A 26,404-nucleotide genomic window follows, 5' to 3' on the forward strand; every position below is an offset into this window, starting at 1 on the left:
GTGCCACGCACAGGCGGCGCCACGGGTCGCGCGCCTGACCGGCCTGTGCCGCGCACCGACGGCCCGCCCGTGCCCGCGACGGCACGCACCCAGCGACGGAGAGCGCCATGAGCACCCACCAGGAACACCCCGCCCCGGTCGCCATCGTGACGGGCGCCGACTCCGGCATCGGCCGTGCCACCGCCGTCCGTCTCGCCGCGGCCGGCATGGACATCGGCATCACCTTCCACACCGACCGCGAAGGCGGCGAGTCGACCGCGGACGAGGTGCGCGCACACGGCCGCAAGGCGGCCCTCGCCCGCATGGATCTGACCCGACTGCCCGACGCCGCCGGGGTGGTGGACGACCTCGCCGACCAACTCGGCCGCGTGGACGTCCTCGTCAACAACGCCGGAACGGGAACCGCCACCCCCTTCCTGGAACTCGACCTCCACACCGTGCGCCAGGTCGTCGACGTCGACCTCGTCGGACCGTTGCTGTGCGCTCAGCGCGCCGCACGCCGGATGATCGCGCAGGGCGACGGCGGCCGGATCGTGAACGTCACCTCCGTCCACGAGCACCAGCCGCGCGTCGGAGCCGCCCCCTACTGCGCGGCCAAGGGCGGCCTCGGCCTGCTGACGCAGGTCATGGCGCTCGAACTCGCCGAGCACGGCATCACGGTGAACGCCGTGGCCCCCGGCGAGATCGCGACCCCCATGACCCGTCAGGAGGACGCGGACGTGCGGCGCGCCGAGCGGCCCGGCATCCCTCTGGGCCGCCCGGGCGACGCCCGCGAGGTGGCGGCGGTCATCGCGTTCCTGGCCGGCCCGGACGCGTCCTACGTCACCGGAGCGTCCTGGTCGGTCGACGGCGGGATGCTGCGCATGGGCCCGATGGCCGGCTCCCACCTGCGCGAGGACGACTGGCGGCGCCCCTGAACCCCTCCGTTGCGCGAGGCAGTGGGCGCGTCCGCGGTGCGCGAGGCCGTCGGCGCCGCTCGTGCCGTATGAGGCCGTGTGCCCCGCACCGGGGCGTCAGGTCTCCCGCACCTCGTCGGAGGCGTTCCGCACCGGCGTGTGCTCGACACGGGATCCCGGCGCCGCCCGGTTGCCGGCGGCGGGGCTGTGCGCGGGGTGCGCCGGCGGCGGCTCCTCGTCGTCCGCCCCCTCTCCCGCCGCCGGCAGGCGCAGGGCGAGCAGGGCGACGTCGTCGCCGCTCGGCTCGATGCGGTCGAGCAACTCGTCGCAGAAGTCCTCCACGTCGAGGCGCGCGAGCGCGCCGGCCCGCCGCCGCAACAGCGTGAGCCCGTCGTCGATGGGCCGCGAGCGGCTCTCGACCAGGCCGTCGGTGTAGAGCAACAGGGTGGATCGCGGCGGGAGTTCCACGCGCGCGTCCGGCCAGCCGAGGCCGAGGTGCAGTGCGGAACTCATCCCCAGCAGCGGCCCGTGGCCCTCCTCGAGGAACCGGGCCCGGCCGTCGTCTGTCACCAGCAGAGGCGGCGGATGACCCGCGTTGACCCAGTGCATCCGCCACGGCCCGCCCGGCCTCCCCTCGATGCGGGCGAAGATCGCCGTGGCCATCGGGGCGTCACTGGTGTGGGTCATGGCCTCGTCCAGTCGGCGCATGATGAGGCTGGGCGGCTCCTGCCGGTCCCAGGCCAGGGCGCGCAGCATGTTGCGGACCTCGGCCATGTGCGCGGCCGCCTTGAGGTCGTGCCCGGCGACGTCGCCGATGACCATCGTGGTCACACCGTCGGCGAGGAGGAACGAGTCGTACCAGTCGCCGCCGATCTCCGCGGCGCTCTGCGCCGGCCAGTAGCGGGCCGCCATCCGCAGGCGGTTGATCTGCGGCAGCGGGGTGAGCAGTTGACGCTGCATGGTCTCGGCGACATGGCGCTGCTGGTCGAACAGGAGGGCGTTGTCCATGACCAGCCCGGCCCTGCGGCCGATGTCGGCCAGCACCAGCAGATCCGCCTCCGTGTACGCCGGTGAGCCGGCGGTCCGGGCGACGGTGAGCGCGCCGTAGACCTTGCGGCGCGAGTACAGCGGCACGACGGCGGCCGAGTGGCCGCCGAGGCGGTGGAACAGCTCGCGGTGGGCGCGCCCGAAGGCGGAGTCCGGTTCGGCGCTCAGGGCTCCGGCGTCGAGGAGGACGTGCTCCGCGTGGCGCAGGACCCGCGACAGCGCCCCGGCCGATGTCTTCGGCAGCGGCGGCAGCGGGCCCTCCAGGGAGCGCGCGCCCTCGTGGTCGTGCCGGCTGTGGACGGCGAGGCGCCGCGCCACCTGGCTCTCGTCGCCGGTGAGCAGGTCGGCCGCGGCCCAGTCGCCGAGCTCGGGCACGAGCAGCCGTACGAGCCGGTGCAGCATCTCGTCGATGTCCAGCGTGGAGATGAGCACGCTGGAGATGCCCGCCACGGTGCTCAGCCGGTTCGTCAGCTCCTCCAGCGCGGCCAGATGCGCCGCGGTCCGTTCGGCCGCCTCCCGGTGGAGGGTGAAGTCGTGGAAGACGATCACGGCACCGTCCACCCGGTCCTCCCGCATCAGGGCGGTCGCCGCCCAGATGATCGGCGTCACCGTGCCGTCCGCGCGGAGGTAGTGGTCGTCGCTGCCCTCGGCCGCCCGCCCGTCGGCCAGCACGTCGAGGATCCGGCACCCGTCACGGGGGAGTGGCCTGCCGTCGGCGTCACGGTGGAGCAGGTCGTGCAGGTCGCGCCCGACCGTCTCCTCCTCGGAGCGCCCCACGATCCGCTCCGCCCAGGGGTTGGCCGCCGTGATGCGGCCGTCGGCGTCCGTGACGTAGATCCCCGCGCCCAGGGCGTCGAACACCGCCTTGAGGAACGAGGGCGCCGGAAGCCGGTCCGGGCTGATCATCGCCCTGCCGGTGCCGTCGGCGGGTGTGGATGCACGCTTCACCGCTTTCGGTGCCGCCCGTCGCCGGGCGGCTCGCAGGCTGACGTCTCCATGCTTCACCGGAGCACCCGGATGTGCATGTCCAGCGCCTGCGTACGGACGCAGCCCCCTCAGTGCGCCCGCACGGGCGCACCGACGCGGTGTCCGCCGGTGTCCGGGCACGGACCGGCCGTGCCGTCCTGTGCCAGCGCCTCCAGACCGCTGTGCCGCAGGTCTGCGGCCAGCGCCTGTGCCGACCGCCCGACGGCCTCCTCCAGATCGCGCGCCTGGTCCAGGGTGTCGGCCGCAGCCGCCAGGCAACGGGCCAGCCGGTGGACGGCGGCGGCAGGCGGGCGCGATCCGTAGGCCAGGTGAACCGCGTACGCCGTGGTCGCGTCCACGATGCGTTCCGTGGTCGTGAGCAGCGGCTGCCAGTCGCAGCCGGGGACCCCGCGCGGCAGGAGTTCGGCGGAGGCGGTGCCCGCGGCGGTGCGTGCCTCGGCCAGCGCCGTGTACGCGGCGCGGCGCAGCACGGGACGCTGTCCGGCGGGCTGCCCGGGGACGGTGGCCAGTACATGGCGCAGGTACCGCTCGGTGCGGCGCACCGCCGCGGCGGTGCGGTGGCGTACGCGCCGGCGGGGATCTCCCAGACGGGGGAGATGACCGACCAGCAGCACGATGCCGCAGGCGATGGAGGTGTCGAGCAGCCGCAGCCGGGCGACCTCGGTGTCCCCGCCGACGTGCACGAACGACAGGACCAGCACGGTCACGACCGACGTCTGGAAGGCGAAGTGCCGGGTGGCCACGGGCAGGAGAGCGCCGGCGAACGCCGCGGTGGCCACGGGCCACCACACTCCGGCGGACAGGGACGAGGCGGCGCCGAAGGCCGCCACCCCGGCTGCCGTCCCGGCGAAACGGTTCACCGTACGGGAGAACAGCGGGCCGAGATCGGGCTTGACCAGGAACGCGGCGGTCGCGGGCAGCCAGTACCAGTGATCGGCGCGCAGGGCGAGCGCCACGGCGGCGCTCGCGGTCACGCACAGGGCCACGCGCAGTCCGTAGTCACGCCCCGCGGGCCCGAGCACCCGGCGCCGGTACACGCCCCCAGGCCCTACCGGCGTCCGCGTCCGTGCCGGCGTCCGAGCGGGGCGCCCCGGGGTCGGCCCCGCCCCCGCGGCGGCCACGGCCGTGTCCAGGAGCGCCTGGTGGAACGCGGCGCACGCCGGAGTGACCGAGGCGGGCGCGGGCAGGACGCCCGGCCGGCCCGCCGTGCGCACCGCCCGCGCCAGCCGCCGGGGGCCTTCGCAGATCCGTACGGGCAGCGGCCGGCGCTCCCACAGCAGGGCCACGGCGGCCTCGCACAGCGCGGTGGCCGCGGCGAGCCCTTCGAGGAGCGCGGCCTCGTCACGGCGGCGACCCACACGCAGCCGCCGCAGCAGGCGCACCTCCTCGTCGGCACGGTCGAGCGCGGCGGTGAGCCGCCGCCGCGCGGCCTCGGCCCCCGGTCGCCCCACGTCGGCGAGCGCGTCGGCCAGCGCGTCGAACACGGACGCCACCGCCTCGCGCTCGCCGCTCAGCGGCCCGGCGGCCGAGCGCCCGCGCGACGACAGGAGGAGACGCAGCAGCAACAGCCAGCCCGCGCCGCCGAGGAAGCACAGGGCCTTGGCCCACGGCGTTCCCGGCAGAGGCATGCCGAGACCGACGACCGCGGTGACCAGCATCTGCATCCCCGCGGCCGAACTGACCGGGCCGGCCGCGCTGACCGCTCCCGAGACCAGCGCGACCGCGCACACCACGGCCACGGCCCACCAGCCGGCGCCGAGCGGCGCGAGCCCGGAGCCGAGAAGCATCCCGAACGCCCCCGCCAGCGCGGGCAGACCGATGTGTACCACGCCCCTGCGCCGCGTTCCCGGGCGGTCGTTGACCCCCGCCAGCATCGCGCCGAGCGCGGCGGGGACGGCCAGGTGCGCACGTCCCGTGGCGAGACCCGCGGCGAGCAGGGGGCCGCAGGCGATCGCGCCGCGCATGACGGCGGCCCAGGGTATGGGCAGTCGCTGCCGCTGGAAGAGATGGGCGAACCAGGGAGGGGTGTCGAGCAGCATGGGCCTCGTTCGTTGGTGCGGGAGTGGCCCGTGGGGCGGCGTCGGCCGACGGCGTGTCGCCGACGAGCGTAGGCGCGGCACCGCACAGGGCGGCTACGGCCGCGTTGCCGCCGTGTGAACCCGTCGCCGCGGCGGCCCTCCCGTCGCGTGCACCGGCAGACCGGACCGCCTTGCGCCGGGGCGTGACACGATGCGGTCCGATGACGGACACGACGCACTGCGTGCGATGCGGCGGAGCGGTCGCCCCCGACGGATGGTGCTGGGACTGCGGCGCACAGCAGCCTGCCTTCCGCGCCCATGTGGAGATCACGGTCGCGGGTGTCGCGGCAGGGGTCAGCGACCGGGGAAGCCGGCGCGGCGTCAACGCGGACGCGATGGCGCTGGAGACGACGGGCGTCTGGACCGTCGCCGCCGTCACCGACGGTGTCTCCATGTCGCCGCGCGCGGAGCGCGCCGCCCGCGTGGCGGCCGAGGCGGGCGTGACAGCGCTGGCCGCGCTGCTCCGGGCGGGCACCCTGCCGGAGACCGCGCTCGCGGACGCCGCCCGCCGGGCCTTTCACGCCGTCACCGCGCTGACCGAGTCGCCGGACACCGCGCCCGCCTGCACGTTCGTCGCGGGAGCCGTCGGCCCCGAGGGGGTCTGGAGCACCGGCGTCGGCGACAGCCGTGCCTACTGGCTGCCCGACGAGGGGACGGGCATGGCGCTGACCGAGGACGACACGGGCGAACACGAGGCGCTCTCCGCCTGGTTGGGCGCAGGCGCCGACGAACCCTCGCCGTACGTCCGCAGCCACCGGCCCGCAGGACCGGGCCGCCTCCTGCTCTGCACCGACGGCCTGTGGCGCTGCCTGCCCGGCGCGGGGGACCTGCGGGCGGCACTGGCCGGTCGCCCGCGGGCGGCGGATTCCCGCGACGAACTCCTGGACGACGCGCGCTTCCTGGTTCGCCGCGCCCTCGACGCGGGCGGCCACGACAACATCACGGCACTGGTCGTCCGCCACGGCCCAGCGCCCGAGCCCCCCGCCGGCGACGCCCGCACCACCATGTCCCGGCGTACGCCGCCCCGGGCGCGGTAGCCGCGGTCCCGATGCCGCACCGAAGGGCACCGTGACCCACCGCCCGCCCGGCAGCCCGAGCACCTGGGCGGCCACATCCGGGGACTGCTCGTCGCCCGGCGGCCGTGCGCAAAGGCGTGCGCGGGGGGCCACCGGTCGGTTTTGAGAGTCGCGGCACGCGGGAGCATGCTCGGACCAGAGCCGCGAACGGCCCGCAGGTCAGCGGGGCCGAGCGGCGCAGGACGAAGTGGTGGCCCCCATGGGCATCCGCACGAGCGGCCTGCCGGGCGGCGCGGAAGACGGCGCCAGCCGGCTGACACCGACCGGACTCCCGCCGGCACCCGTGGCAACCGGGCTCGCGTCGGGCTCCGTCGGTCGAGGGAGGCCGCGGGCTGCTCCTGGCCGCGAGATTCACCGAATGCTGGGGCACCCGCTGCAACGCCACGGGCAAGACGATCTGGGCCAGCAGACCCTGCCGGAGGCATGACGGCCACCGTGCGGAGTGCCGCCCGAGAACATGCCCCTCGTCCGGGCAGTGCGCAGAATGGGCATGCGGCTGCCGTCGGAAAGGTTGTGGCATGGGCAGAGCCGATCCCTCAGAGCTCGTGCGCCACGTGCTGCGTGTCATGCGCTGCCGTGAACCACAGGCCATGGTCGACGCGCTCACCGCCGCGGGCGACGGGCTGTGGAGTCTCCCGGTCGGACAGACACGGCTGTACGTCGGACGGGGGGCAGTCCTCGACGTGTTTCCCGTACCCGGTGACGAGGCACTCGAAGAGGCCGCGCGCGAGGTGGTGCACACCGGGCGGCCCAGGACGGTCGACGGCGCGGTCGGCCGCACGTCGGTGCTTCCCCTGGCGACGGACGGTCAGGTGCTCGGCGCGCTCGCGGTCGGCACGGACGACGGCGACGGCCGGGACGGCGACCGGTCGGACCCCGACCTCTGGGCCCTGCTCGCCGAAGGGTGCGCCCTCGCGCTCAGGGCCCGCGCCGAGGCGGGGCTCCTCGCCTCGGCGATGGACGCGGCGGAGGCGGGCGTGTTCGCCTGGGACTTCGCCGCGGACGACGTCTACTGGGACGAACGCGCGTGCGCCGTCTACGGCGTCGACCCGGCCGAGTTCGACGGCAGGGGCGAGACGTTCTTCGCCCTGCTGCATCCCGAGGACGTGCCGGTGCTGCAGGCCGCGATCGCCCAGGTCACCGAGGCCGCCGTCACCGCGGCCGAGTCCGGTGACCTGGCCGGTTCCGACCGGTACCACCTGTCCTACCGGGTCGTCCACCGCGACGGCAGCGTGCACCATCTGGCCGAATGCGGCCGCGTCCTGGTCGACCACACGGGCCGCCCGTCCCGGGCGCTCGGGTTCGTCTACGAGACCACGGGCGGCGCCGCCACGTCGACCGCCGCCCATGTCTCGCCGGACACCTCCCGCGACGCCTTCCTGTTCACGCTCACCCGTGCCCTGTCCAAGGCGGTCACGGTGCGCGACGTCACCCAGGTCATGACGGATCTGGCGCGCCCCGCCCTCGGCGCCGAGAACCTGGTCCTCGGCATCGCGGACGACGGCCGCCTGGACATCGTGGGCGAGACCCGTGTCGGCCCTGTCCTGGAGCGCCTGCGCGAACCGGCCCACGCGATGATGGCCTTCGCCGCCACCCAGGACGAACCGCTGTTCATCGAGGACCTCACGCGGCACTCCCTGTCGCACGTCCCCGGCCTCGCCGTCGCCGGCCCGCTGCCGCCGAGGTCCTGGGTGGTGCTGTCCCTCGGGTCGGCCGACCACGTCACCGGGGCGTGCCTGATCGCCTTCGCCGGGCCCCGCCACTTCGACGCGGGAGAACGCACCTTCTACACGGCGGTCGCCGTCATCCTCACCCAGAGCCTGGAGCGCGCGCAGCTGTTCGACGCCGAGCACCAGCGTGCCACCGACCTGCAGGAGGCCATGCTCCCGCGCCACCTGCCCACGCTCTCCGCGCTCAGCGCGCAGTCCCGCTACCTTCCCGGGACCCGCGGCATGCACATCGGCGGGGACTGGTACGACGTGCTGCCCCTCAGCGACGGAACGGCGGCCCTCGTCATCGGCGACGTCCAGGGCCACGACGCCCATGCCTCCGCCGTCATGGGGCAGTTGCGCGTCGCGCTGCGGACCTGCGCCGAAGCGGCCCTCGCACCCGGAACGATCCTGGCCCGGGTCAACCGCGTGCTGTGCGACCTGGAAACCGACCGCTTCGCGACCTGCGCGTACCTCGTCCTCGATCCCGTCGACGGCACGCTGCACGGCGCCCGGGCCGGACACCCCCATCCGATGCGTGTGCGCCCGGGCGACGTCGACGAGATCCGTCTCGCGGGCGGTCCGCCGCTCGGCGTGGACCCGCAGGCCCACTACCCGACGACGGCGGCAAGCCTCGGCCGGGGCGAGGCCCTGGTGCTGTTCACCGACGGCCTCGTCGAGCGCCGGGACGCCGACATCGACACGTGCGTGCGCCGCATGGCGGACGACATCAGGGGCTGGCTGCGGACGACGGTTCGCGGCGGCGACGTGGATCTCGCGGCCCTGGCGGAGTTCCTCGCCGGCCAGGACGATCCGGGCCGCATCGACGACGTCGCCCTGCTCGCCGTACGGCGGACCGCATAGGTCCTCTTGAGGGAGAGCACCTGTTGAGAGAGAGGACCTAACGTCCGTAGCCGTACTGCCGGGCCGGGACCGGGACGGGTGCCGGGGACGGCGGAGCGGACGGGCGCGGGGCGACGAAGTAGTCGGCGTCCTTGGGACGGCTGTCGGGGGAGAGCCGTGGCCGCTGGGCGGGTTCCAGGTGCGGGATGTGCTTCGAGCAGTGCACGTACGCCTCTTCCACGACGAGGTGCACCCACAGGTCGGGGCGGCGCCCCGGCGCCGTGTCGACAGGGAGCCGCGGATACGTCCGCCGCTGCTCCTCGTCGGTGCGCAGCAGCGCCCTGCCGTTGACGTGGAGCCCGATGTGATGGTGGGTGAAGTCGATGAACAGCAGGCCCATATGCGGGTTCTCCGTGATGTTCCCGGCGCTGGCGAGGACGCCGTTGCCACGGTACTCGGGGTACGTCAGGGTGCGTTGGTCCAGGTCGACGACGAAACCCGGTGGGCCGGCCCGGAAGCTGGCGTCGCACTCTCCGCCGGCGTCGGCCGTCGAGATGAAGACCATGTTCTGCTGGCGTATGAAGTCCCGCATCTGGGGCGTGAGCTGAGGTTGTACCTGGCGTCCGTAGAAGCCGGCGGCCCGTTCCGCGCTGCCGAGGTGGTTTTGCAGCAGACGCTCGCCGGCGGATCCGAAAGTGCCGCTGTGAGGTGTCACGGGGGGTCGTCCTCTTCCTTTGGGGCCTGGTGGAACTGGCGGTGCGTGCCATGGGGGCCATCGCCCGGCGCACGGCCGGGCGATGGGGCCACTATGCTGCCCGGCCGAGGCTGTGGGAAGGCGTCGAAGCCGTCGCGCAGTTGTGAAGATCCACTGATCGTGCCGTGCGCGGAATGCGGCGCAGGAGTGTCGTCAGCGGTTCCCCGACGACTGGCCCGGTCGAACACCGCACCGCGGGCACCGTACAGGTCCGCCCCGCGGCGCTGCTTGCGGGGACGGAGGGCGGCGGGGGCACAGAGGGCCGCGCGGCGCGCCGGCCACGGGTGCCGGGACGGGCGGCGTCGTGACGGGGTCGCGGAACCGCGGCGGCCGAGGCCGCACGCCCGACCCGGCCGCGGCGGTCAGCCGAGTTCGAGGCTGGTGACGCCGAACAGCCCTGACCGGTCGGTCTCGGGGGCCGGGCCGGTGTACATGCGGGCCGTCTCGAAGCCGGGCGCGAGCCCGAGCTGCGGCATCAGGTCCAGGGCCGCCGCGTTGTGGTCGGGGACGTCGACGGCCACGGCCGTGCCGGGAGCGGTGGCCGCGAGCGCGTGGACCAGGGCGGCCGCCACATCCGCGTCAGTCGCGTAGAGCGGACCGATGCGCGAGGCGCCGCTGCAGGGGCGGATGACGCCGAGCCCCTGCAAGGCGCCGTCCCGCAGCGCGGCGACCGCCGTGCGACCGGGCAGACCGACCCAGGCCGCCAGGAACGCGTGCCGCGCCTCGGGGAAGAACCGCCGGTCGTACGCGGCGAGCAGGCCGAAGGGAAGGGAACGGGCGTCGACCAGTTCCACCGCCGCCGGCGTCGCCGCGTCGCCCCGGGGCGGCACACCTTCGAAGCGGACGTTGTTCCAGGCGTGGCGGAAACCGGACCGGCGGTAGTTGTCCTGCTGGTCGACGACCCCGTCGAGCCCGACGACCCGTTCGGCCAGACGTGCCGTCCCGGCGCGCCAGAGCCGGATGCCGTACCCCTGTCCGCGCACCGAGGGGCGGGTGATGTAGAAGCCGACGAAGCCGAATCCGGAGCCGTAGCGCACGGCCGAGATGCACCCCACCGGCTCACCGTCGAGGCGCCCGACCAGGAAGCCGTGCGGGTCGGCGACGCTGAACGCCCAGGGATCGGAGTCGCCCGGATTCCAGCCCTCCTCATTGGCCCACTCCCTCATCAGCGCGATGTCGAGTGCGCTCGCGTTCCGGATCTCGAATTCCGCCATGGTCCGTTCCTCCGCCGAGCAGAACCGCAGCCGCCGCCCGTGTGCCTCGTCCTCGGTGTCCGACGAGGCGTTTCTAGCAGCCGTGTCGCACGGAACCGATCAGGACCAGCCATTCGGGCGGCGACGCCCTGCGGGTCACGAGCCGGTTCAGGCGTTGGCCAGTTCCCCGTCGCGCGCCACGACGCGTCCGCCGTGGACGACCATGTCCCGCCGCGGCATGTCCATCACCACCTGCGGCAGGCACTCGCCGCGTACGAGGACGAAGTCGGCCGGAGCCCCGGGAGCGAAGTCCGCGTGGGCGAGTCCCAGAACGTCCGCGCCGCCGTGGGCGGCCACGCGGTAGCAGTCCGTCAGCTCCTCGTCGAGGCGTACGTCCCTGACCCAGCCCAGCAGATGCGTACGGTGCAGCATGTCCGCGTTGCCGAACGGGCTCCACGAGTCGCGCACACCGTCGGATCCCAGCCCGACGTCCACGCCGTGCTCCCGCAGCCGCGCGACGGGGAGGACCAGAGAGTCGGACGGCGCCACCGTGGTCAGCGAAATGCCCAGGTCCCCCATGTCGGAGGCGACCGCGGCCAGTTCGCGGTCGTCCAGCCCCGGCAGGCAGAACACGTGGCTGACGGTCACCTTGCCCCGCAGGGACAGCGCCCGCGTGCGGTCGATGATGCCGCGCAGCGCCGTGAGCCCCTTCTCGCCGCGGTCGTGCAGGTGGATGTCGACGCCGACGCCGTGCCGGTCCGCGATGCCGAAGACCAGGTCGAGCTGCTCGTCGAGCGCCTGGTCGAAGCCGATCGGATCGATGCCGCCGATCAGGTCGACGGCTCCGGTACGCGCCGCCTCCTCCAGCAGCTCCGCCGTTCCGGGAGTGCGGATCACGCCGTGCTGCGGGAAGGCCACGATCTGGACGTCGAGCGCGTGCCGCAGCCGCTCGCGGGCCGTGCCCACGCCTTCGACGCCGGCCAGGTCGTACGCCGGGGCCACGTCCGCGTGGGCACGCATCGCACGGGTGCCCCGGGTCACGGCATGGGCCATCAGGCCGTACGCGCGTTCCGCGACGGGCCGGCTCTGGCTGCGGAACAACTCCACGTCCTGGGCGACGTAGTCGGCGATGCCGCTCGCCGGCTTGCGCGACACCCAGGAGCCGCCCCAGGTCGTCTTGTCGGGATGGATGTGCGCGTCCACGAGCGAGGGGAGCGCGGTACGGCCGTCGCCGTCGACCACTTGGGCGCCGGGCGGCGCGGGCCGGTCGGAGATCCGGCCGTCGACGACCGTCAGATCCAGGGGGGTCCGTACTCCGAACGGACGTACGTTCCGGAAGACCACGGCCCTGGACGGGCGGCCGCCGTGCGGCTGCGGGGCGGGGGCAGGAGCGGAGGCGGCCTGGGCCCGGGCCTGCGAGCCGGTGGCGGACAGCGCCGCGGTGGTGCCGGCCATGGCGGCGGCGCCGGCGATCACACGGCGGCGGGACAGGCCGTTGGCGGAATGCGAGGGCGGTGTCATGCGGACTCCTTCGACTTCGGCGGGGGCGGATCGCGGCGGTGAGGGTGGGGCGGAACGCCGGTGTCGGCGTCGGTGGTGGCGGCAGAGGGCGAGGGGATGCCGAGGGCCGGGGAACGGGCGGCGCCGGCGGGCGGTACGTGCGGGAGCGGTGGCCAGAGGCGGGCAGGGACCCAACGGCCCGCCCGCCCCGGCGTTCACGGCCCGGACCGGCTCAGAGCGCGATGCCCGCCCGGACGACTCGTACCGGCTTCTTCAGCACCGACACGTCCGCCAGCGGGTCACCGTCCACGACGATCACGTCGCCCGCGAACCCCCGCGCGAGCCGGCCCGCCGTGCGCTCCAGGCCCAGCAGACGGGCGGCGCCGGTCGTGGCCGTACGGATCGCGTCGAGCGCCGGCAGACCGGCCTCCCGCATCAACTCGACCTCACGGCCCACGGGGTCGACGGTCCCGCCCGCCGAGTCGGTGCCCGCCGCCAGCGGCACACCCAGCTCGTGCGCGGCCAGGACCGCGCGCTTGAGCACCGGCAGGAAGGTGCGGCCGCGCTCGGCGAGCACCGGGTCCGGCGACGCGGCCAGTCCGGCGATGGCGGTGAGTGTGGGAGTGAAGTACGTATCCCGGCGTCGCATCTCGTGCAGGGTGCGCTCGCCGACGAACACGCCGTGCTCCAGGGAGCGGATGCCGGCCGTGACCGCGTCGTGGCAGCCCTTCTCGCTGTAGCTGTGGCACAGGACGCCCTTGCCTCCGCGCCGGGCCGCGGCCACGACCTCGGAGAGCTGCTCGTACGAGTACACCTGCGTCAGCGGATCCTGGTCGGGCAGCCCGGCGCGCTCGTTGACGCGTGTCTTGACGACGTCGGCGCCGCGCGCCAGGTTCACCTCGACGACCCGGCGCAGTGCCTCGGCGGAGCGGACGCCGTCCTGGAGGCGGACGAGCGGGGTGAGGTCGGGGTCGGCGAGCACCGTGTCGCCGAGGTGCGGTGTGACGAAGACGCCCGCGGCCCGCAGCCGGGGCGCCTGGACCGGGGTGTGGCGGGCCAGTTCCCGTACGGCGATGTCCTGGTAGAAGCTCGTCGAGCCGCTGCGCGCGCTGGTCACGCCCAGGCGGACCGCGTCACGGGCCTCGGCCACCGTGCTCAGGTGGATGTGCGCGTCGATCAGGCCGGGCAGGATCCACCGGCCGTGGGCGTCGAGGACGTCCGCGCCCTCGGGCACCTCCGTGGCCGCCCGGGACCCGGCCGCCAGCACCACGCCGTCCTTGATGACGACGACCGCGTCCTCGGTGACCTCGCCGGTCGCCGGGTCGAGCAGTGTGCCGCCGCGGACCACGAGGTCGCCGCCCGCCGCCCTGCCGCCTCCGGCCGGACCGTTCCGGCCGGCCGCCGCCGCTGCCGTCGCGGTCGCGGAGGAGGAGGCCACCGCGACGGTGCCGGCGAGCGCGGCGGCGCCCGCGAGGATCCCGCGGCGGGTCAGTCGGCTGGAGGGAGGCGGGACGGCGTCGACACACATGGCGGTTCCCCGGGGGAGTAGGTACGGCGGGTTCCCCAGTTTGTATACCAAGCTGATCGCGAGCGGCAAGGGCGGTGTCGAAGAGGTAGGCGGGAAGCGGTTCGGATGGGACTTGCGCACTGGCGATTTCTGCGTTGGTATACAAACAGCTCAACGGGAGCTGTTGCCGAAGAGGGAGCGCAGGGCCACCGTCCTGCTGTCGCGCACATGCAGCAGCGTGCTCGCCGCGGCGGCCTCCGCGTCGCCCAGCGCGATGTGGCGGAACATGTCGGCGTGCTGGGCACGCATGTGCGCGGGCTCCTCGCGCATGCCGAACAGCAGTTGGAGCTGCCAGCTCAGCTGATCCATCGTGCGGGCCAGCAGGGGGTTGCCCGACAGCGTCACCACGCCCTCGTGGAACGCCGTGTGCGCGGCCACCTCGCGTTCCCCGGCGTCGTCCGCGGCCGCCTGCTCGGCCTGCCGGAGCGTCGCCTCCAGGGCGGCGAGCCCCTCGGGGTCACCGGCCGCCGCCCGCGCCGCGAGCCGCGACGCCTGGATGGCCAGCGGCTCCCACACCTCGTACAGGTGCTCCACGTCGGCCCGTTCCAGGCGGCGAACCCGCACCCCGCTGTGCGGCAGCAGCTCCAGCAGGCCCTCGGCGACCAGCGCCCGCAGGGCCTCGCGGACCGGGACGCGCGACATGCTGAGCTCCTCGGCGACCTCGCGCTCGACCAGGCGCGCGCCCTGCGGGTAACGCCGGTCGACGATGCGCTGCCGCACGGCCTCGCGCGCCCGCGCGCTGAGCGAGGCGGAGGGACGCGAGCCGCCTTCCGTGCCGCCCGAAACGCTCTTCCTGCTCTCCGCCACCTCTACGGCCCTCCACTCGGCATGCCCCGAGTGAGGATATGCGCCGCACGGCGCCACTCCTCCGGAGCCGTCCTCGTACCCCTGTCGCGGCGCCGACCGAGGCCGTCGAGATCATCGTCCGGCTGACGGCCGGTCACGCGGTCCGGGCCGCGCGCCCCCGGGGAACCGGCCCGGCGCATCGCCGAGATCACCGCCGCACCACCCGGTACGCCCGCCCGGGCGGCGACGGGACCGAACGCGACCGTCCTGCCGCCGACGGCTTCGGCCCGCAGGGTCACTCTTATGCGCCGCCGTTTCGGCGGGCGTCACGTCGAGGACTCGGGGTAGTCAGGAGACCGGCACGCCGTGTCCGGCCGACCGCCCGCCGCGCCGTGCTCCGCCCCGCCCGACACGGAAGGGTTTCCATGGCGACGCCGACCGAGCAGACCGTCACACCGGTTCCGGTTCCCCACCGCGGACGAGGCCAGGCGGTGATCTCGTGGATCACCACCACCGACCACAAGAAGATCGGGCACCTGTACCTGATCGCGTCGTTCCTCTTCTTCGTCATCGGCGGCGTGATGGCGCTGCTGCTCCGCGCGGAGCTGGCGCGGCCGGGCCTCCAGATCGTCAGCAGCGAGCAGTACAACCAGACGTTCACCCTGCACGGCACGATCATGCTGCTGCTCTTCGCCACGCCCACGTTCGCGGGATTCGCCAACGCCGTCATGCCGCTGCAGATCGGCTCGCCAGACGTCGCGTTCCCCCGGCTGAACATGCTGTCCTTCTGGCTGTTCCTCTTCGGGGGTCTGATCGTGGTGAGCAGCCTGCTGACACCGCAGGGGGCGGCGGACTTCGGCTGGACCGCCTACACGCCGCTCAGCGGCGGCGAGCGCGCCCCGTTCGTCGGCGGGGACCTGTGGATCATGGGGCTCGCACTGGCCGGGTTCGGCACGATCCTCGGCGCGGTCAACTTCGTCACCACGATCATCTGCCTGCGGGGCCCGGGCATGACGATGTTCCGGATGCCGATCTTCACCTGGAACGTGCTGTTCACCTCGGTGCTGGTCCTGATGGCGTTTCCGGTCCTCGCGGCCGCCCTGCTGGTCCTGGAGGCGGACCGCCGATTCGGCGCCCAGGTGTTCAACCCGGAGAACGGCGGGGCGCTGCTGTGGCAGCACCTGTTCTGGTTCTTCGGCCATCCCGAGGTCTACATCATCGCGCTGCCGTTCTTCGGCATCATCACCGAGATCATCCCGGTGTTCTCGCGCAAGCCGATCTTCGGCTACGTGGGGCTCGTCGGCGCCACCATCGCCATCACCGGTCTGTCCGTGGTGGTGTGGGCCCACCACATGTTCGCGACTGGCGCCGTGCTGCTGCCGTTCTTCTCCTTCATGACGTTCCTCATCGCCGTGCCGACCGGGGTCAAGTTCTTCAACTGGATCGGCACGATGTGGACCGGGTCCCTGTCCTTCGAGACGCCGATGCTGTGGTCCATGGGCTTTCTCGTGACCTTCCTCTTCGGCGGCCTGACGGGCATCGTCCTCGCGTCGCCGCCGATGGACTTCCACGTCACCGACACCTACTTCGTCGTGGCCCACTTCCACTACGTCGTCTTCGGCACGGTCGTCTTCGCCATGTTCGCCGGCTTCTACTTCTGGTGGCCCAAGATGACCGGCACCCTGCTGGACGAACGCCTCGGGAAGATCCATTTCTGGACGCTGTTCGTCGGCTTCCACACCACCTTCCTCGTGCAGCACTGGCTGGGCGCCGAAGGCATGCCCCGCCGCTACGCCGACTACCTCGCCGCCGACGGCTTCACGGCGCTCAACACGCTCTCGTCCATCGGAGCCTTCCTGCTCGGGATCTCGACACTGCCGTTCTTCTACAACGTGTGGAAGACCGCGAAGGCGAACGAGCGCGTGGACGTCGACGACCCCTGGGGCTACGGGCGCTCCCTCGAATGGGCCACCTCCTGCCCCCCGCCCCGCCACAACTTCACCACACTGCCGCGGATCCGCTCGGAATCGCCCGCCTTCGACCTGCACCACCCCGGCCTCTCTCAGCTCGACGAAGCCCGCTGGCGCGGCCGCCGCGACGCCGTGGAGCCCGGCAAGGGCATCGCGAGGCCGACGGGGGAGGAGGACCGGGGCTGACACGGCCCCCGCCCGTCCGGACCGGCGCGGGTCGCCGCCGCCAAGAGGCGGTCCTAGACTGAAACGCGGGTGTCCTGCGACGTCATGGGAGGCTCGCGTGACTGCCGGAGCCACGAGTGCGCGCCCCAGCAGGGCGGGCGCGCCGAGGTACCTCCCCATCGCCGAGCACGGGCTCATCGGCGACCTGCGCAGCGCGGCGCTCATCGGCACGAACGGCACCATCGACTGGTACTGCTGCGGACGCTTCGACGCGCCCAGTGTCTTCGCGTCGATCCTGGACGCCGACCGCGGCGGCTCGTTCGCCCTCGCCCCCGACGTGCCGGTCCGCACGAAGCAGTTCTACTTCCCCGACACCAACATCCTGATCACCCGTTTCTACGCGGACGACGGCGTCGGCGAGATCCAGGACTTCATGCCCGTCGTCGACGACTCGCGTGAGGCCGACCGGCACCGTCTGATCCGCCGCGTGCTGTGCGTCCGCGGATCGCTGCCCTTCACCGCGCGGGTGGCGCCCCGGTTCGACTACGGCCGGCAGAGCCACACCGTCCGCACCCGGCAGGGACAGACGGTCTTCGACTCCGCGGACCTCTCGCTCGCTCTGACGTCCACCGTGCCGGTCGAGATCGACGGCCCGGACGTCCGCGCCTCGTTCAAACTCCTCGAAGGCGACTCCGCGGTCTTCGCGCTGGACCGGATCGGCGGCACGGTCGAGCCGCGGCCCTGTGCGCTCACCGAGGCGGAGGACCTGTTCGACGCCACCGTGCGGTACTGGCGCCGCTGGCTGTCCGGGTCCCGCTACCGCGGCCGCTGGCGGGAGATGGTGCACCGCTCCGCGCTCACCCTCAAGCTGCTCACCTACGCGCCGACCGGCGCCCTCGTGGCCGCGCCGACGACCAGCCTGCCGGAACAGATCGGCGGCGAGCGCAACTGGGACTACCGGTACGTCTGGGTCCGCGACGCAGCCTTCTGCATCTACGCCCTCCTCAGGCTGGGCTTCACGGACGAGGCCGAAGCGTTCGTCAACTTCCTCTCCGACAAGGCCCTCGCCCCGGCGGAGTCGGACTGCCGGCTGCAGATCATGTACGGCATCGACGGCCGCCGTGAGCTGCCCGAGGAGGAACTCGGGCATCTCGAGGGTCACCTGGGCTCGGCCCCGGTCCGTATCGGCAACGGGGCCGTCGGCCAGCTCCAACTGGACGTCTACGGCGCGCTCGTCGACTGCCTGTACCTCTACGACAAATGGGGACAGCCGCTCTCCAGCCGGCACTGGGACACCGTCGTCGAGCTGGTCGACTGGGTCTGCGAGAACTGGGACCAGCCCGACGAGGGGGTGTGGGAGACCCGCGGCGGCCGCAAGAGGTTCCTGTACTCGCAGCTGATGTGCTGGGTCGCGATCGAGCGCGCGATGAGGGTCGCCACACACCGCGGCCTGCCGGCCGACATGATCCGCTGGGGCGGCGTACGCGACACGATCTACCGGCGGATCATGCAGCGCGGCTGGTCCGCCGAGCGCAAGGCGTTCGTCCAGCACGAGGGCGAGGACGTGCTCGACGCGGCCGTCCTGATGATGCCGCTCGCCAAGTTCATCTCCCCGACGGACCCCAAATGGCTGTCCACCCTCGACGCGCTCGGCGAGGACCTGGTGTCCGACTCCCTGGTGTACCGCTACGACCCGCAGGCCAGTCCGGACGGACTGCGGGGCGAGGAAGGCACGTTCTCGATCTGCTCCTTCTGGTACGTCGAGGCGCTCGCCCGCGCCGGGCGCCTGGACGAGGCCCGGCTCGCCTTCGAGAAGATGCTCACCTACGCCAACCACCTCGGCCTGTACGCCGAGGAGATCGGCCGCACCGGCGAGCAGATCGGCAACTTCCCGCAGGCGTTCACCCATCTGGCGCTCATCAGCGCCGCGTTCAACCTCGACCGGGCCCTGGGCTGATGCGCACGGCTCGCGGCAACGACGATCCACTCGACGCGCAGAACACGGCCGGACTCGTGGTGGACGCCACCGGAACCGTCCTCGGCTGCACACCGGCGGCCGAAACCCTGCTGAACCGCCCGGCCGACGACCTGTCGGGCCGTCGGGTCCGCGAACTGCTGGCCGACCCCTCCTGCTGGCCGGACGTCCTCGCCCAGCGGGACGGCCCGGTCTGGGAGGGCAGCGCCGTGGTGCGCAAGGGCGGGGGAGAGGAGGCGGAGGTGCTGTTCCGCGTGCTTCCCCTCGACCAGGGGCGGACCGGCGGGCGCGACGCCCGCCTCCTGGTCCTCGCCGTGCCCCGGTCCCTGATGGCGAAATGGCGCCAGGCCCACGCCTTCCTGGAGGAGCTGTTCCTCCAGGACCGCGTGGGGCTCGCGATGTTCGACACGGATCTGCGGCTGGAGAGGACGAACACGCACCTCCTCCCGTACACGGGCGTGCCCGACGACCTCGGCGGGCTGCGGCTCGCCGCCTTCCTCCGGGACGAGGACGCGCGGAGCATCGACGGTCTGCTGCGTCAGGTGCTCGCCACCGGGACCCCGCAGGTCGGCACGGAGATCCTCGTCCGCACCCGCGTGGACCCCGGCGCGGGCCGCATCGTGGCCCTGTCCGCCTTCCGGCTCCAGGACCCGCAGGGCCGCGTCATGGGCGTCACGGCCCTGTTCGTCGACGTGACGGAGCAGCGGCGGGCGCGCGAACGGCTCGACCTGCTGCACAGGGCCACCGCCGTCCTCGGCAACTCCCTCTCGCTGGCGGAGACGACCGGCGACCTGGTGGACGTCCTCGTTCCCGCCCTGGCCGACGCGGCGGCACTCGACATCGCCGAGTCCGTGTTCGCGCACGAGGAACCGGAGGTGCACGAGGAGGGGCAGCACCTGCTGCGCCGGGCGGCCGCGGCCGGGCCGGGCGGAGACCCCCTGGGGGTCGGCGCCCCTGTGTCCGTCGACGCCGGCGACCGGCCCTCCCGCCGGATGTGGTCCGCCGACCGGCCCCGGCCGGCCGACCGCGCGGCCGCCGCGGGCGCGCGGACCGGGAGCGCGGCAGACGCCACGCCGCCCGGCCCCGAGGGCGCCCACTCCGGGATGAGCGCACTGCTGCGGGCCAGAGGGCGGCTCCTGGGCCGGGTCACGGTGTGGCGCACCGGCCCGCGCACCCCCTTCGAGAAGGACGACATGGCCCTGCTCGACGAGATCGCCTCCCGTGCCGCACTCGTCGTGGACAACGCACGCCGCTACGCGCGCGAACGTCACGCCGCCGTGAGCCTCCAGCGCAGCCTGCTGCCGCCCACGACGGCCGACACCGTCGCCGTCCGCAGCGCCAGCGTCTACCTGCCGACGGACACCGCGACCGGCGTCAGCGGCGACTGGTTCGACGTCATCCGGCTGTCCTCGGCACGGGTCGCCCTCGTCGTGGGCGACGTGGTGGGCCATGGTCTGCAGGCCACAGCGACGATGGGACGGCTGCGCACCGCGGTCCGGACGCTGGCCGACCTCGATCTGGAACCCGACGAACTGCTCGCCCACCTCGACGACCTCGTCTCCCAGCTCACGGACGAGACCGCCGACGCGGCCGGCGCGCACGACCACGCTCCGCGCACGGCATACGACTCGTACGGCGCGACCTGCCTGTACATGACGTACGACCCCGTGACGCGGCACTGCGTCGTGGCCAGCGCCGGGCACCCCCCGCCCGCCCTGCTGCGCCCGGACGGGACCGTCGGCTATCTGGACGTCAGCCCGGGACCGCCCCTGGGAGTCGGCGGCCTGCCGTTCGAACCCCTGGAGACGGAGGTCGAGGAGGACAGCGTCCTCGCCCTGTACACGGACGGCCTGGTCGAGCGGGGCCGCGCCGACCTCGACGAGGGGATGGCGACCCTCGCCTCCCTGCTGCCCCGCGCGGGCGCACCCGGCCACCCGCTCCAGGACGCCGGCCGGCAGATCGTGTCACGTCTCGCCCCGCGCCCCCTGTCGGACGACGTGACGCTGCTGCTGGCCCGTACGCGCGTGATCGCCCCCGACGACTGCGCGACATGGCGGCTGGAGGCGGACCCCGCGGTGGTCGCGCACGCGCGCACCCTGGTGGTGCGGCAGCTGTCCCGCTGGGGCCTGGACGAACTCTCCTTCACCACCGAACTCGTGGCGAGCGAACTGGTCACCAACGCCATCCGCTACGCGGGCGGCGGCCCCGTCGAGCTCCGGCTCATCCGGGCGGGCGCACTGTTCTGCGAGGTCTCCGACGCGAGCAGCACCCAGCCCAGGATGCGGCGGGCCCAGGCCACCGAGGAAGGCGGACGCGGCCTCTTCCTGATCGCTCAGCTCACCGAACGCTGGGGGAGCCGCTACACACGCCACGGGAAGACCATCTGGACCCAGCAGCCGCTGCCCGGTCCGTGAGGGCGGCGCGGACCGGAGCCACTACATGTTGATCATGTGGCCGGCCAGGCCGTGCACCGCTTCCTTCACCGCCTCGCCCAGGGTCGGGTGGGCGTGGACGTTACGGGCCACTTCATGCACCGTCAGGTCCCACTGCTGCGCCAGCGTCAGTTCCGGCAGCAGTTCGGTGACCTCCGGGCCGATGAGATGGGCCCCCAGCAGCTCGCCGTGCCGGCCGTCGCTGAGGATCTTCACGAAGCCGGCGGGGTCGCCGAGGCCGTGGGCCTTGCCGTTGGCGGTGAAGGGGAACTTCTGCACCCGCACGTCGAAGCCGCGTTCCCGCGCCTGGGCCTCGGTCCAGCCGAAGCTGGCGATCTGCGGCTGGCAGTAGGTGGCGCGGGGGATCATCGTGTAGTCGAGTTCCATGGTCTCCGCGTCCGCGATGGTCTCGGCTGCGACGATGCCCATGGCCTCGGCGGCGTGCGCGAGCATCAGCTTCGCCGTGACGTCACCGATCGCGAAGATGTGGGGAACGCTCGTGCGGCAGCGGCCGTCCACATCGACCGCCCCCCGATCGGTCAGCCGCACACCGGTGTTCTCCAGGCCGTAATGGGTCACCCGCGGCCGGAACCCGATGGCCTGGAGCACCTTGTCGGCCTCGAGCACCTGGCGCTGCCCGCCCGTCGTCACATGCACCCGCACCTGCGGCCCCGAGTCGTCGATCGCCTCGACGCGCGTCGACGTCAGGACGTTGACCCCCAGCTTGCGGTACCGGCGGGCCAGTTCCGCCGAGACCTCCTCGTCCTCCAGCGGGACGACCCGGTCGAGGAACTCCACGAGCGTCACCTGTACGCCGTAGTTGTGCAGCACGTACGCGAACTCGACGCCGATCGCTCCCGCTCCGGCGATGATGACGGTGCCGGGCAGCCGGTCGCTGAGGATCTGTTCCTCGTACGTCACCACGCGTTCGCTCAGGCTCGTGCCGGGCAGCAGGCGCGTCGTGGCCCCGGTGGCGAGGACGCAGTGGTCGAAGCCGACGCTCTGCTCCGTGCCGTCGGCGGCCCGGACCAGCAGGGTGTGCGCGTCGGTGAAGAAGCCCGTCCCGTCGTACTCGGTGATGGCGTTCTTCTTCATGAGGTAGTGCACACCGCGGACGCGTCCTTCGGCCACCTTCCGGCTGCGCTGGAACGCCTCCTGGTAGTCGAAGCGGACCTGCCCCTCGACACGGATCCCGAAGGTCCCGGCCTCGTGCGTGAACAGATGGGCCAGTTCGGCATTGCGCAGCAGCGCTTTCGAGGGGATGCACCCCACGTTCAGGCACACGCCTCCCCAGTACCGCTCCTCGACCACTGCCACCGACATTCCGAGCTGGGCGCATCGGACCGCCGCCGTGTAGCCGCCGGGACCGGCCCCGAGGACCACGACATCGAAGTGTGCACTCATGCGGGCACGATAGGGTCCGGCCCCCCGGCGGGCGCGGCGATCCCCGTACGACATGGGCGGAATGCACCGGGCGGACCAGAGGCGCGGGACCGCACGGCCCCGCCGGGCGGGGGTCCCGGTGCGGGAGACCGGGACCCCCGTGCTGTCACCGGCCGCAGACCGGTGGCGCGTGCCGGATGTCGATCACGAAGCGCTCCGGCGAGTGGAGTACGCGGGTCGTGTAGGTGGGCTTGGTGTTGAACGCGGCTCCCAGGGTGACCACTCCTTCGAAGTCGCCGGTGAGGGCGAGGCCCTTCAGGGAGGGGAGCCAGATCTTGGTGAGCTTGGGGCCCTTGTAGACGGACCTGCCGTGGTCGTCGTGTGCGGCGGCAGGCGAGAGCCTGATCTCCAGGAAGTGCTTTCCGGCGAGCGGGACCCTGGTCCCGAGGCCGTCGTAGTACAGCTTCTTCACCGGTTGCACGGTGACGGGCGGCACCTTGCCGCGGATGTCGATGACGATCCGGTCGAAGGTGCTGTGGCCGCCCCAGCGTGCGTTGGTGACGAGCGCGGTCGTCGGAGCCTTTGACGGTGCGGCGGACTGCGAGGCGGACGCGGGGATCGTCGACCCGATCCCGGCGGTGAGGAGGATGGCAGCGGCGGCGGCCGCGAGCCGGGACTGGTGGTGCATGGTGTCCCCCGTTTCTTCCTGTGCGGGGACTGCGGTGTCACTGACGGAGACACACCTCGAAGGGGAATGGTTGCAGCATTATCGCCCCATTCATTGATATGTCCCGATGCCATCGTGTGCTGTCCCTGCGGCCTCCCGGGCAAGCGCCGCCCGGCCACCGATCGCGCCCCACAGGGCCGTCCACCATGACCACCGCACGGTCTATGGGCTCCCGGCCCATAGTGATCGACGTCGTCCTGCTCTACCTTCCTGGTCCGCGGTGCGCGTGATGCGCCCAGGCTGCGCGGTGTGAGGAGATGCGGGATGGCTGTGACGAGGACCGGGCGGACCACGGACGACACGGGCGAGAACGTCCTCGCCCGCATCGCCCTGCGATTCACCGCCGCCACCGAGCGCTGGCTGCCCGACGCCTTCGGCTTCGTCCTCGTCGGCACCTTCGTGGTCCTCGCACTGGGCCTGCTGACCGGTGCCCCCGTCACCGGGGCGCCCGACGATCCCACGGCGACCACCGGATACGGGCTCGTGGACGCCTGGGGCAAGGGCTTCTGGTCGCTCATCCAGTTCACGCTCCAGATGGCGATGATCATCATCGGGGGCTACGCGGTCGCGGTGTCCCGGCCCGTCGCCCGGCTGATCTCCCGCCTCGCCAGAGTCCCCAGGAGCCCGCGCGCCGCCATCGCGTTCACCGCCGCCGTGTCCATGGTGTCGTCGTACCTCAACTGGGCGTTCAGCCTGATCTTCACCGCGATCCTGGCCAAGGAGATCTCCCGGCTGGTGCGCGGTGTCGACTACCGGGCGATCGGCGCGATGGCGTTCCTCGGACTCGGCACCGTCTGGGCGCAGGGCCTGTCCGGCTCCGCCGCGCTCCAGGTCGCCAGCGCCGGGGCGAGCCCCGAGGCGGTGCAGAAGGTCATCGCCGAAGGCCGCGGCTCGGGCCTGATCCCGCTCACCGAGACCATCTTCCTGTGGCAGGGCATGGCCGCCACCGCCGTCGTGTTCCTGGTCGCGGTGGTCCTCGCCTGGTTCCTCGCTCCCTCGCCAGAGGCCGCGAAGACGGCCGAGGACCTGGGCATCCGCCTGCGGCCACTGCTGGAGGAGACGCGCGAGGAGACCGGCGCCGCCGGGCCGCGCCGGCCCGGCGACTGGCTGGAGCACAGCCCCGCGTTCGCCGTCCTGATCTTCCTGCTCGGCGTGTGGTACCTGTTCCGCTACTTCGCCTCGGCGACGGGCAATCCCCTGGGCGCCCTCGACCTGAACACGGTCAACCTGATCCTCATCCTGCTCGCCCTGATCCTGCACTGGCGGCCGGCGCGGCTCGTCGCGGCCGTACGCGAGGGCGTGTCCGCCGCGTCCGGTGTGCTGATCCAGTTCCCGCTGTACGGCGGCATCTTCGGCATGATCGCCTTCACCGGCCTGTCCTCCACCATCGCCGGCTGGCTGACGGACATCTCCAACGCCTTCTTCTATCCGGCGCTCATCGCGGTCTACTCCTGCGTCCTCGGTGTGTTCGTGCCGAGCGGCGGCAGCAAGTGGGTGATCGAGGCCCCGTACGTGATGGACGCGGCCAACCAACTCGAGGTGCACCAGGGCTGGATGGTGGTGGTGTACGACCTGGGCGAGGCGAGCGCCAACCTGCTCCAGCCGTTCTGGATGCTCCCGACCCTGGCGATCCTGGGGCTGAAGGCGCGGGACATCATGGGCTACACCTTCGCGATGTTCCTGGTGTGCTTCCCGGTCGTCCTCGTGGTCGTCACACTGTTCGCCCAGACGCTCACCTTCCCCTGACGATCCCCGCCGCCCGGACAGGCCGGGCGGCGGGGCTGCGGCCCGTCAGGGCAGCAGGGCGGCCGTCGGTTCCCCGTGGCGGATCCGTACGGGCTCGGTCTCGGGGTGGTTGTGCCGGTGCGCCCAGTTCTCCAGGGCCACCCGGCAGGCGTGGTCCAGGTGGCGCAGGCGCGCGAGGTCGAGTTCGATCGGCTGGTCCTGCGGCAGCTCTTCCAGCTGTTCGAGGATGCGAGGCAGGCGCAGGAAGGTCGCGTTGCCCGTCAGGGTGACCACGATGCGGCCCCCGGTCAGGCGGCGCGTGCTCAGCTGGACGTGCGAGGTCTCCCACGCGGACTTCACCACCGCGAGCAGCAGACCGAGGATCACGCCCTCGAAGAGGTTCGTGACGACGACCGCCAGGGCCGTGACGGCCAGCAGGACCGCCTCGCCGCGGTGTGCGCGCCACAGCGGAACGAGGTCCTTGACGGGGACGAGTTTGCACCCGGCGTGGACGAGGACACCGGCGAGTGCGGCCAGCGGGATGACGCCGATGACCGCCGGCAGCAGGGCCGCGAACAGCAACAGCCACAGGCCGTGCGCGATGCGGGACAGCGGGGTGCGGGCGCCGGCCTGGACGTTGGCCGCGCTGCGCACGATGACCGCCGTCATCGGCAGCGCGCCGAGCGCTCCGCACAGCGTGTTGCCCACGCCCTGGGCCACCAGCTCCTTGTCGTAATCGGTGCGCGGCCCGTTGTGCATGCGGTCCACCGCCGCGGCGCTGAACAGGCTCTCGGCCGAGGCGATGAGGGCGAACGCGAGCACCGTGCCGACGACCGCCGTGCTGCCGAGCTGTGCGAAGTCGTCGAGGCCGGGCGGCCGGACGGCCTGGAGCAGCCCGCTGACCTCGACCGTCGCCGGGGACAGACCGGTGAAGGCGGTGGCGGCGGTGGCCAGCGCCACCGCCGCCAGCGGGCCCGGGACGACACGGACCTTCGCCGGCATCCGGGGCCACAGGACCAGTACGGCGACGGTGCCCGCGCCGACGAGGAAGGCCGTGAGGGCGGCGGCGTGGGTGGCGATCTCGGCGGCGAGACCGGGCAGGCCGGCCAGCTTGCCGAGGCCGCTGCCGGGCTGGGAGACGTCCGCCATGGCGTACAGCTGGCCGAGCACGATCACCAGGCCGATCCCGGCGAGCATGCCCTGCACCACGGAGACGGAGATCGCGCGGAACCAGCGGCCGAACCGGGCCGCGCCGAGGGCGACTTGGAGCAGTCCGGCGGCCAGGACGATCGGGCCCAGCGTGCCGAGCCCGAACTCCTGGACGGTCTCGTAGACGAGCACGGTCAGACCGGCGGCCGGGCCGCTGACCTGGAGGGTGCTGCCGGGCAGCGCACCGACGACGAGACCGCCGACGATGCCGGTGATCAAGCCCAGTTCGGCGGGGACGCCGGAGGCGACGGCCACGCCGACGCACAACGGGAGGGCGACGAGGAAGACGACGAGGGAGGCGAGCAGATCGCGCCGTACGACGCGGGGCTCGCTGAGGAGACGCGAACGTGACACCACGGGTGAGGGTCCTCAGGGTACGGGT

Annotated in this window: 17 protein-coding genes; 7 read left to right on the plus strand and 10 right to left on the minus strand. The window is 73.0% G+C overall.

From position 1 onward, the window contains the following. Positions 1–107: 107 nt before the first annotated feature. Positions 108–917 carry an SDR family oxidoreductase gene (locus AB0K02_RS19815; protein ID WP_365993749.1) on the plus strand — a complete coding sequence of 270 codons (810 nt, stop codon included), beginning with the start codon at positions 108–110 and terminating at the stop codon, positions 915–917. Positions 918–1,013: 96 nt separating this feature from the next. Here the strand turns inward: AB0K02_RS19815 and AB0K02_RS19820 are convergent, their stop codons facing one another. Together AB0K02_RS19820 and AB0K02_RS19825 are read right to left on the minus strand one after the other, a co-directional pair. Next, a complete protein-coding gene (locus AB0K02_RS19820; RefSeq protein WP_365993801.1) occupies positions 1,014–2,849 on the minus strand; it encodes a SpoIIE family protein phosphatase in 1,836 nt (611 codons plus the stop codon). Positions 2,850–2,998: 149 nt separating this feature from the next. Next, positions 2,999–4,969: an FUSC family protein gene (locus AB0K02_RS19825; RefSeq protein WP_365993750.1), complete on the minus strand. Its 1,971-nt coding sequence runs from the start codon at positions 4,967–4,969 to the stop codon at positions 2,999–3,001. Between the two features lie 200 nt (positions 4,970–5,169). On the opposite strand from AB0K02_RS19825, the gene AB0K02_RS19830 reads away from it, so the two are divergent. Next, a complete protein-coding gene (locus tag AB0K02_RS19830) occupies positions 5,170–6,045 on the plus strand; it encodes a protein phosphatase 2C domain-containing protein (RefSeq protein WP_365993751.1) in 876 nt (291 codons plus the stop codon). Between the two features lie 557 nt (positions 6,046–6,602). After that, on the plus strand, positions 6,603–8,657 hold the full coding sequence (locus AB0K02_RS19835; protein WP_365993752.1) for a SpoIIE family protein phosphatase: 2,055 nt from the start codon (positions 6,603–6,605) through the stop codon (positions 8,655–8,657). Positions 8,658–8,694: 37 nt separating this feature from the next. Here AB0K02_RS19835 and AB0K02_RS19840 read toward each other — a convergent pair whose 3' ends face one another. The 5 genes from AB0K02_RS19840 to AB0K02_RS19860 form a co-directional block, all read right to left on the minus strand. Next, complete coding sequence (locus AB0K02_RS19840; RefSeq protein ID WP_365993753.1) at positions 8,695–9,351, minus strand: pyridoxamine 5'-phosphate oxidase family protein; 657 nt, start codon at positions 9,349–9,351, stop codon at positions 8,695–8,697. Positions 9,352–9,752: 401 nt separating this feature from the next. Beyond that, entirely contained in the window at positions 9,753–10,604 is an 852-nt protein-coding gene (locus AB0K02_RS19845; protein WP_365993754.1) for a GNAT family N-acetyltransferase, read from the minus strand. A gap of 147 nt (positions 10,605–10,751) precedes the next feature. Then, positions 10,752–12,104: an amidohydrolase family protein gene (locus AB0K02_RS19850; RefSeq protein WP_365993755.1), complete on the minus strand. Its 1,353-nt coding sequence runs from the start codon at positions 12,102–12,104 to the stop codon at positions 10,752–10,754. A gap of 211 nt (positions 12,105–12,315) precedes the next feature. After that, complete coding sequence (locus tag AB0K02_RS19855) at positions 12,316–13,611, minus strand: amidohydrolase family protein (protein WP_365993756.1); 1,296 nt, start codon at positions 13,609–13,611, stop codon at positions 12,316–12,318. Between the two features lie 150 nt (positions 13,612–13,761). Further along, positions 13,762–14,457: a GntR family transcriptional regulator gene (locus AB0K02_RS19860; protein WP_365993757.1), complete on the minus strand. Its 696-nt coding sequence runs from the start codon at positions 14,455–14,457 to the stop codon at positions 13,762–13,764. 404 nt (positions 14,458–14,861) lie between these two features. Between AB0K02_RS19860 and ctaD the strand changes: the two genes are divergently transcribed. From ctaD to AB0K02_RS19875, 3 genes are all read left to right on the plus strand, one after another. Next, positions 14,862–16,592, plus strand: a complete 1,731-nt coding sequence (gene ctaD, locus AB0K02_RS19865; protein ID WP_365993758.1) for a cytochrome c oxidase subunit I — start codon at positions 14,862–14,864, stop codon at positions 16,590–16,592. Positions 16,593–16,689: 97 nt separating this feature from the next. Beyond that, entirely contained in the window at positions 16,690–18,528 is a 1,839-nt protein-coding gene (locus tag AB0K02_RS19870) for a glycoside hydrolase family 15 protein (protein ID WP_365993759.1), read from the plus strand. Continuing rightward, positions 18,528–20,960 (plus strand): SpoIIE family protein phosphatase, encoded by a 2,433-nt coding sequence (locus AB0K02_RS19875; protein WP_365993760.1) that lies wholly within the window; start codon positions 18,528–18,530, stop codon positions 20,958–20,960. Before AB0K02_RS19870 ends, AB0K02_RS19875 begins: the two co-directional genes overlap by 1 nt. A gap of 21 nt (positions 20,961–20,981) precedes the next feature. On the opposite strand, the gene lpdA is transcribed toward AB0K02_RS19875, so the two are convergent. Then, complete coding sequence (gene lpdA / locus AB0K02_RS19880; RefSeq protein ID WP_365993761.1) at positions 20,982–22,382, minus strand: dihydrolipoyl dehydrogenase; 1,401 nt, start codon at positions 22,380–22,382, stop codon at positions 20,982–20,984. 145 nt (positions 22,383–22,527) lie between these two features. Next, complete coding sequence (locus AB0K02_RS19885) at positions 22,528–23,049, minus strand: hypothetical protein (protein ID WP_365993762.1); 522 nt, start codon at positions 23,047–23,049, stop codon at positions 22,528–22,530. Between the two features lie 303 nt (positions 23,050–23,352). Here AB0K02_RS19885 and AB0K02_RS19890 point away from each other — a divergent pair, with 303 nt between their 5' ends. Continuing rightward, the gene (locus tag AB0K02_RS19890; RefSeq protein ID WP_365993763.1) at positions 23,353–24,834 is read left to right on the plus strand and encodes a TIGR00366 family protein; all 1,482 of its coding nucleotides are present in this window, start codon (positions 23,353–23,355) and stop codon (positions 24,832–24,834) included. Between the two features lie 45 nt (positions 24,835–24,879). On the opposite strand, the gene AB0K02_RS19895 is transcribed toward AB0K02_RS19890, so the two are convergent. Continuing rightward, positions 24,880–26,376: a SulP family inorganic anion transporter gene (locus tag AB0K02_RS19895; protein WP_365993764.1), complete on the minus strand. Its 1,497-nt coding sequence runs from the start codon at positions 26,374–26,376 to the stop codon at positions 24,880–24,882. Positions 26,377–26,404: the final 28 nt, after the last annotated feature.

This window comes from Streptomyces sp. NPDC049597 (assembly GCF_040675505.1).
Lineage (GTDB): Bacteria > Actinomycetota > Actinomycetes > Streptomycetales > Streptomycetaceae > Streptomyces.

What these genes read in the sequence shown, in the direction of transcription:
- AB0K02_RS19820 (WP_365993801.1), bottom strand. Translation starts at nt 2,849, where the DNA reads ATGATCAGCCCGGACCGGCTTCCGGCGCCCTCGTTCCTCAAGGCGGTG.
- ctaD (WP_365993758.1), top strand. Translation starts at nt 14,862, where the DNA reads ATGGCGACGCCGACCGAGCAGACCGTCACACCGGTTCCGGTTCCCCAC.
- AB0K02_RS19885 (WP_365993762.1), bottom strand. Translation starts at nt 23,049, where the DNA reads ATGCACCACCAGTCCCGGCTCGCGGCCGCCGCCGCTGCCATCCTCCTC.
- AB0K02_RS19835 (WP_365993752.1), top strand. Translation starts at nt 6,603, where the DNA reads ATGGGCAGAGCCGATCCCTCAGAGCTCGTGCGCCACGTGCTGCGTGTC.
- AB0K02_RS19875 (WP_365993760.1), top strand. Translation starts at nt 18,528, where the DNA reads ATGCGCACGGCTCGCGGCAACGACGATCCACTCGACGCGCAGAACACG.
- AB0K02_RS19850 (WP_365993755.1), bottom strand. Translation starts at nt 12,104, where the DNA reads ATGACACCGCCCTCGCATTCCGCCAACGGCCTGTCCCGCCGCCGTGTG.
- AB0K02_RS19815 (WP_365993749.1), top strand. Translation starts at nt 108, where the DNA reads ATGAGCACCCACCAGGAACACCCCGCCCCGGTCGCCATCGTGACGGGC.
- AB0K02_RS19890 (WP_365993763.1), top strand. Translation starts at nt 23,353, where the DNA reads ATGGCTGTGACGAGGACCGGGCGGACCACGGACGACACGGGCGAGAAC.
- lpdA (WP_365993761.1), bottom strand. Translation starts at nt 22,382, where the DNA reads ATGAGTGCACACTTCGATGTCGTGGTCCTCGGGGCCGGTCCCGGCGGC.
- AB0K02_RS19855 (WP_365993756.1), bottom strand. Translation starts at nt 13,611, where the DNA reads ATGTGTGTCGACGCCGTCCCGCCTCCCTCCAGCCGACTGACCCGCCGC.
- AB0K02_RS19825 (WP_365993750.1), bottom strand. Translation starts at nt 4,969, where the DNA reads ATGCTGCTCGACACCCCTCCCTGGTTCGCCCATCTCTTCCAGCGGCAG.
- AB0K02_RS19845 (WP_365993754.1), bottom strand. Translation starts at nt 10,604, where the DNA reads ATGGCGGAATTCGAGATCCGGAACGCGAGCGCACTCGACATCGCGCTG.
- AB0K02_RS19830 (WP_365993751.1), top strand. Translation starts at nt 5,170, where the DNA reads ATGACGGACACGACGCACTGCGTGCGATGCGGCGGAGCGGTCGCCCCC.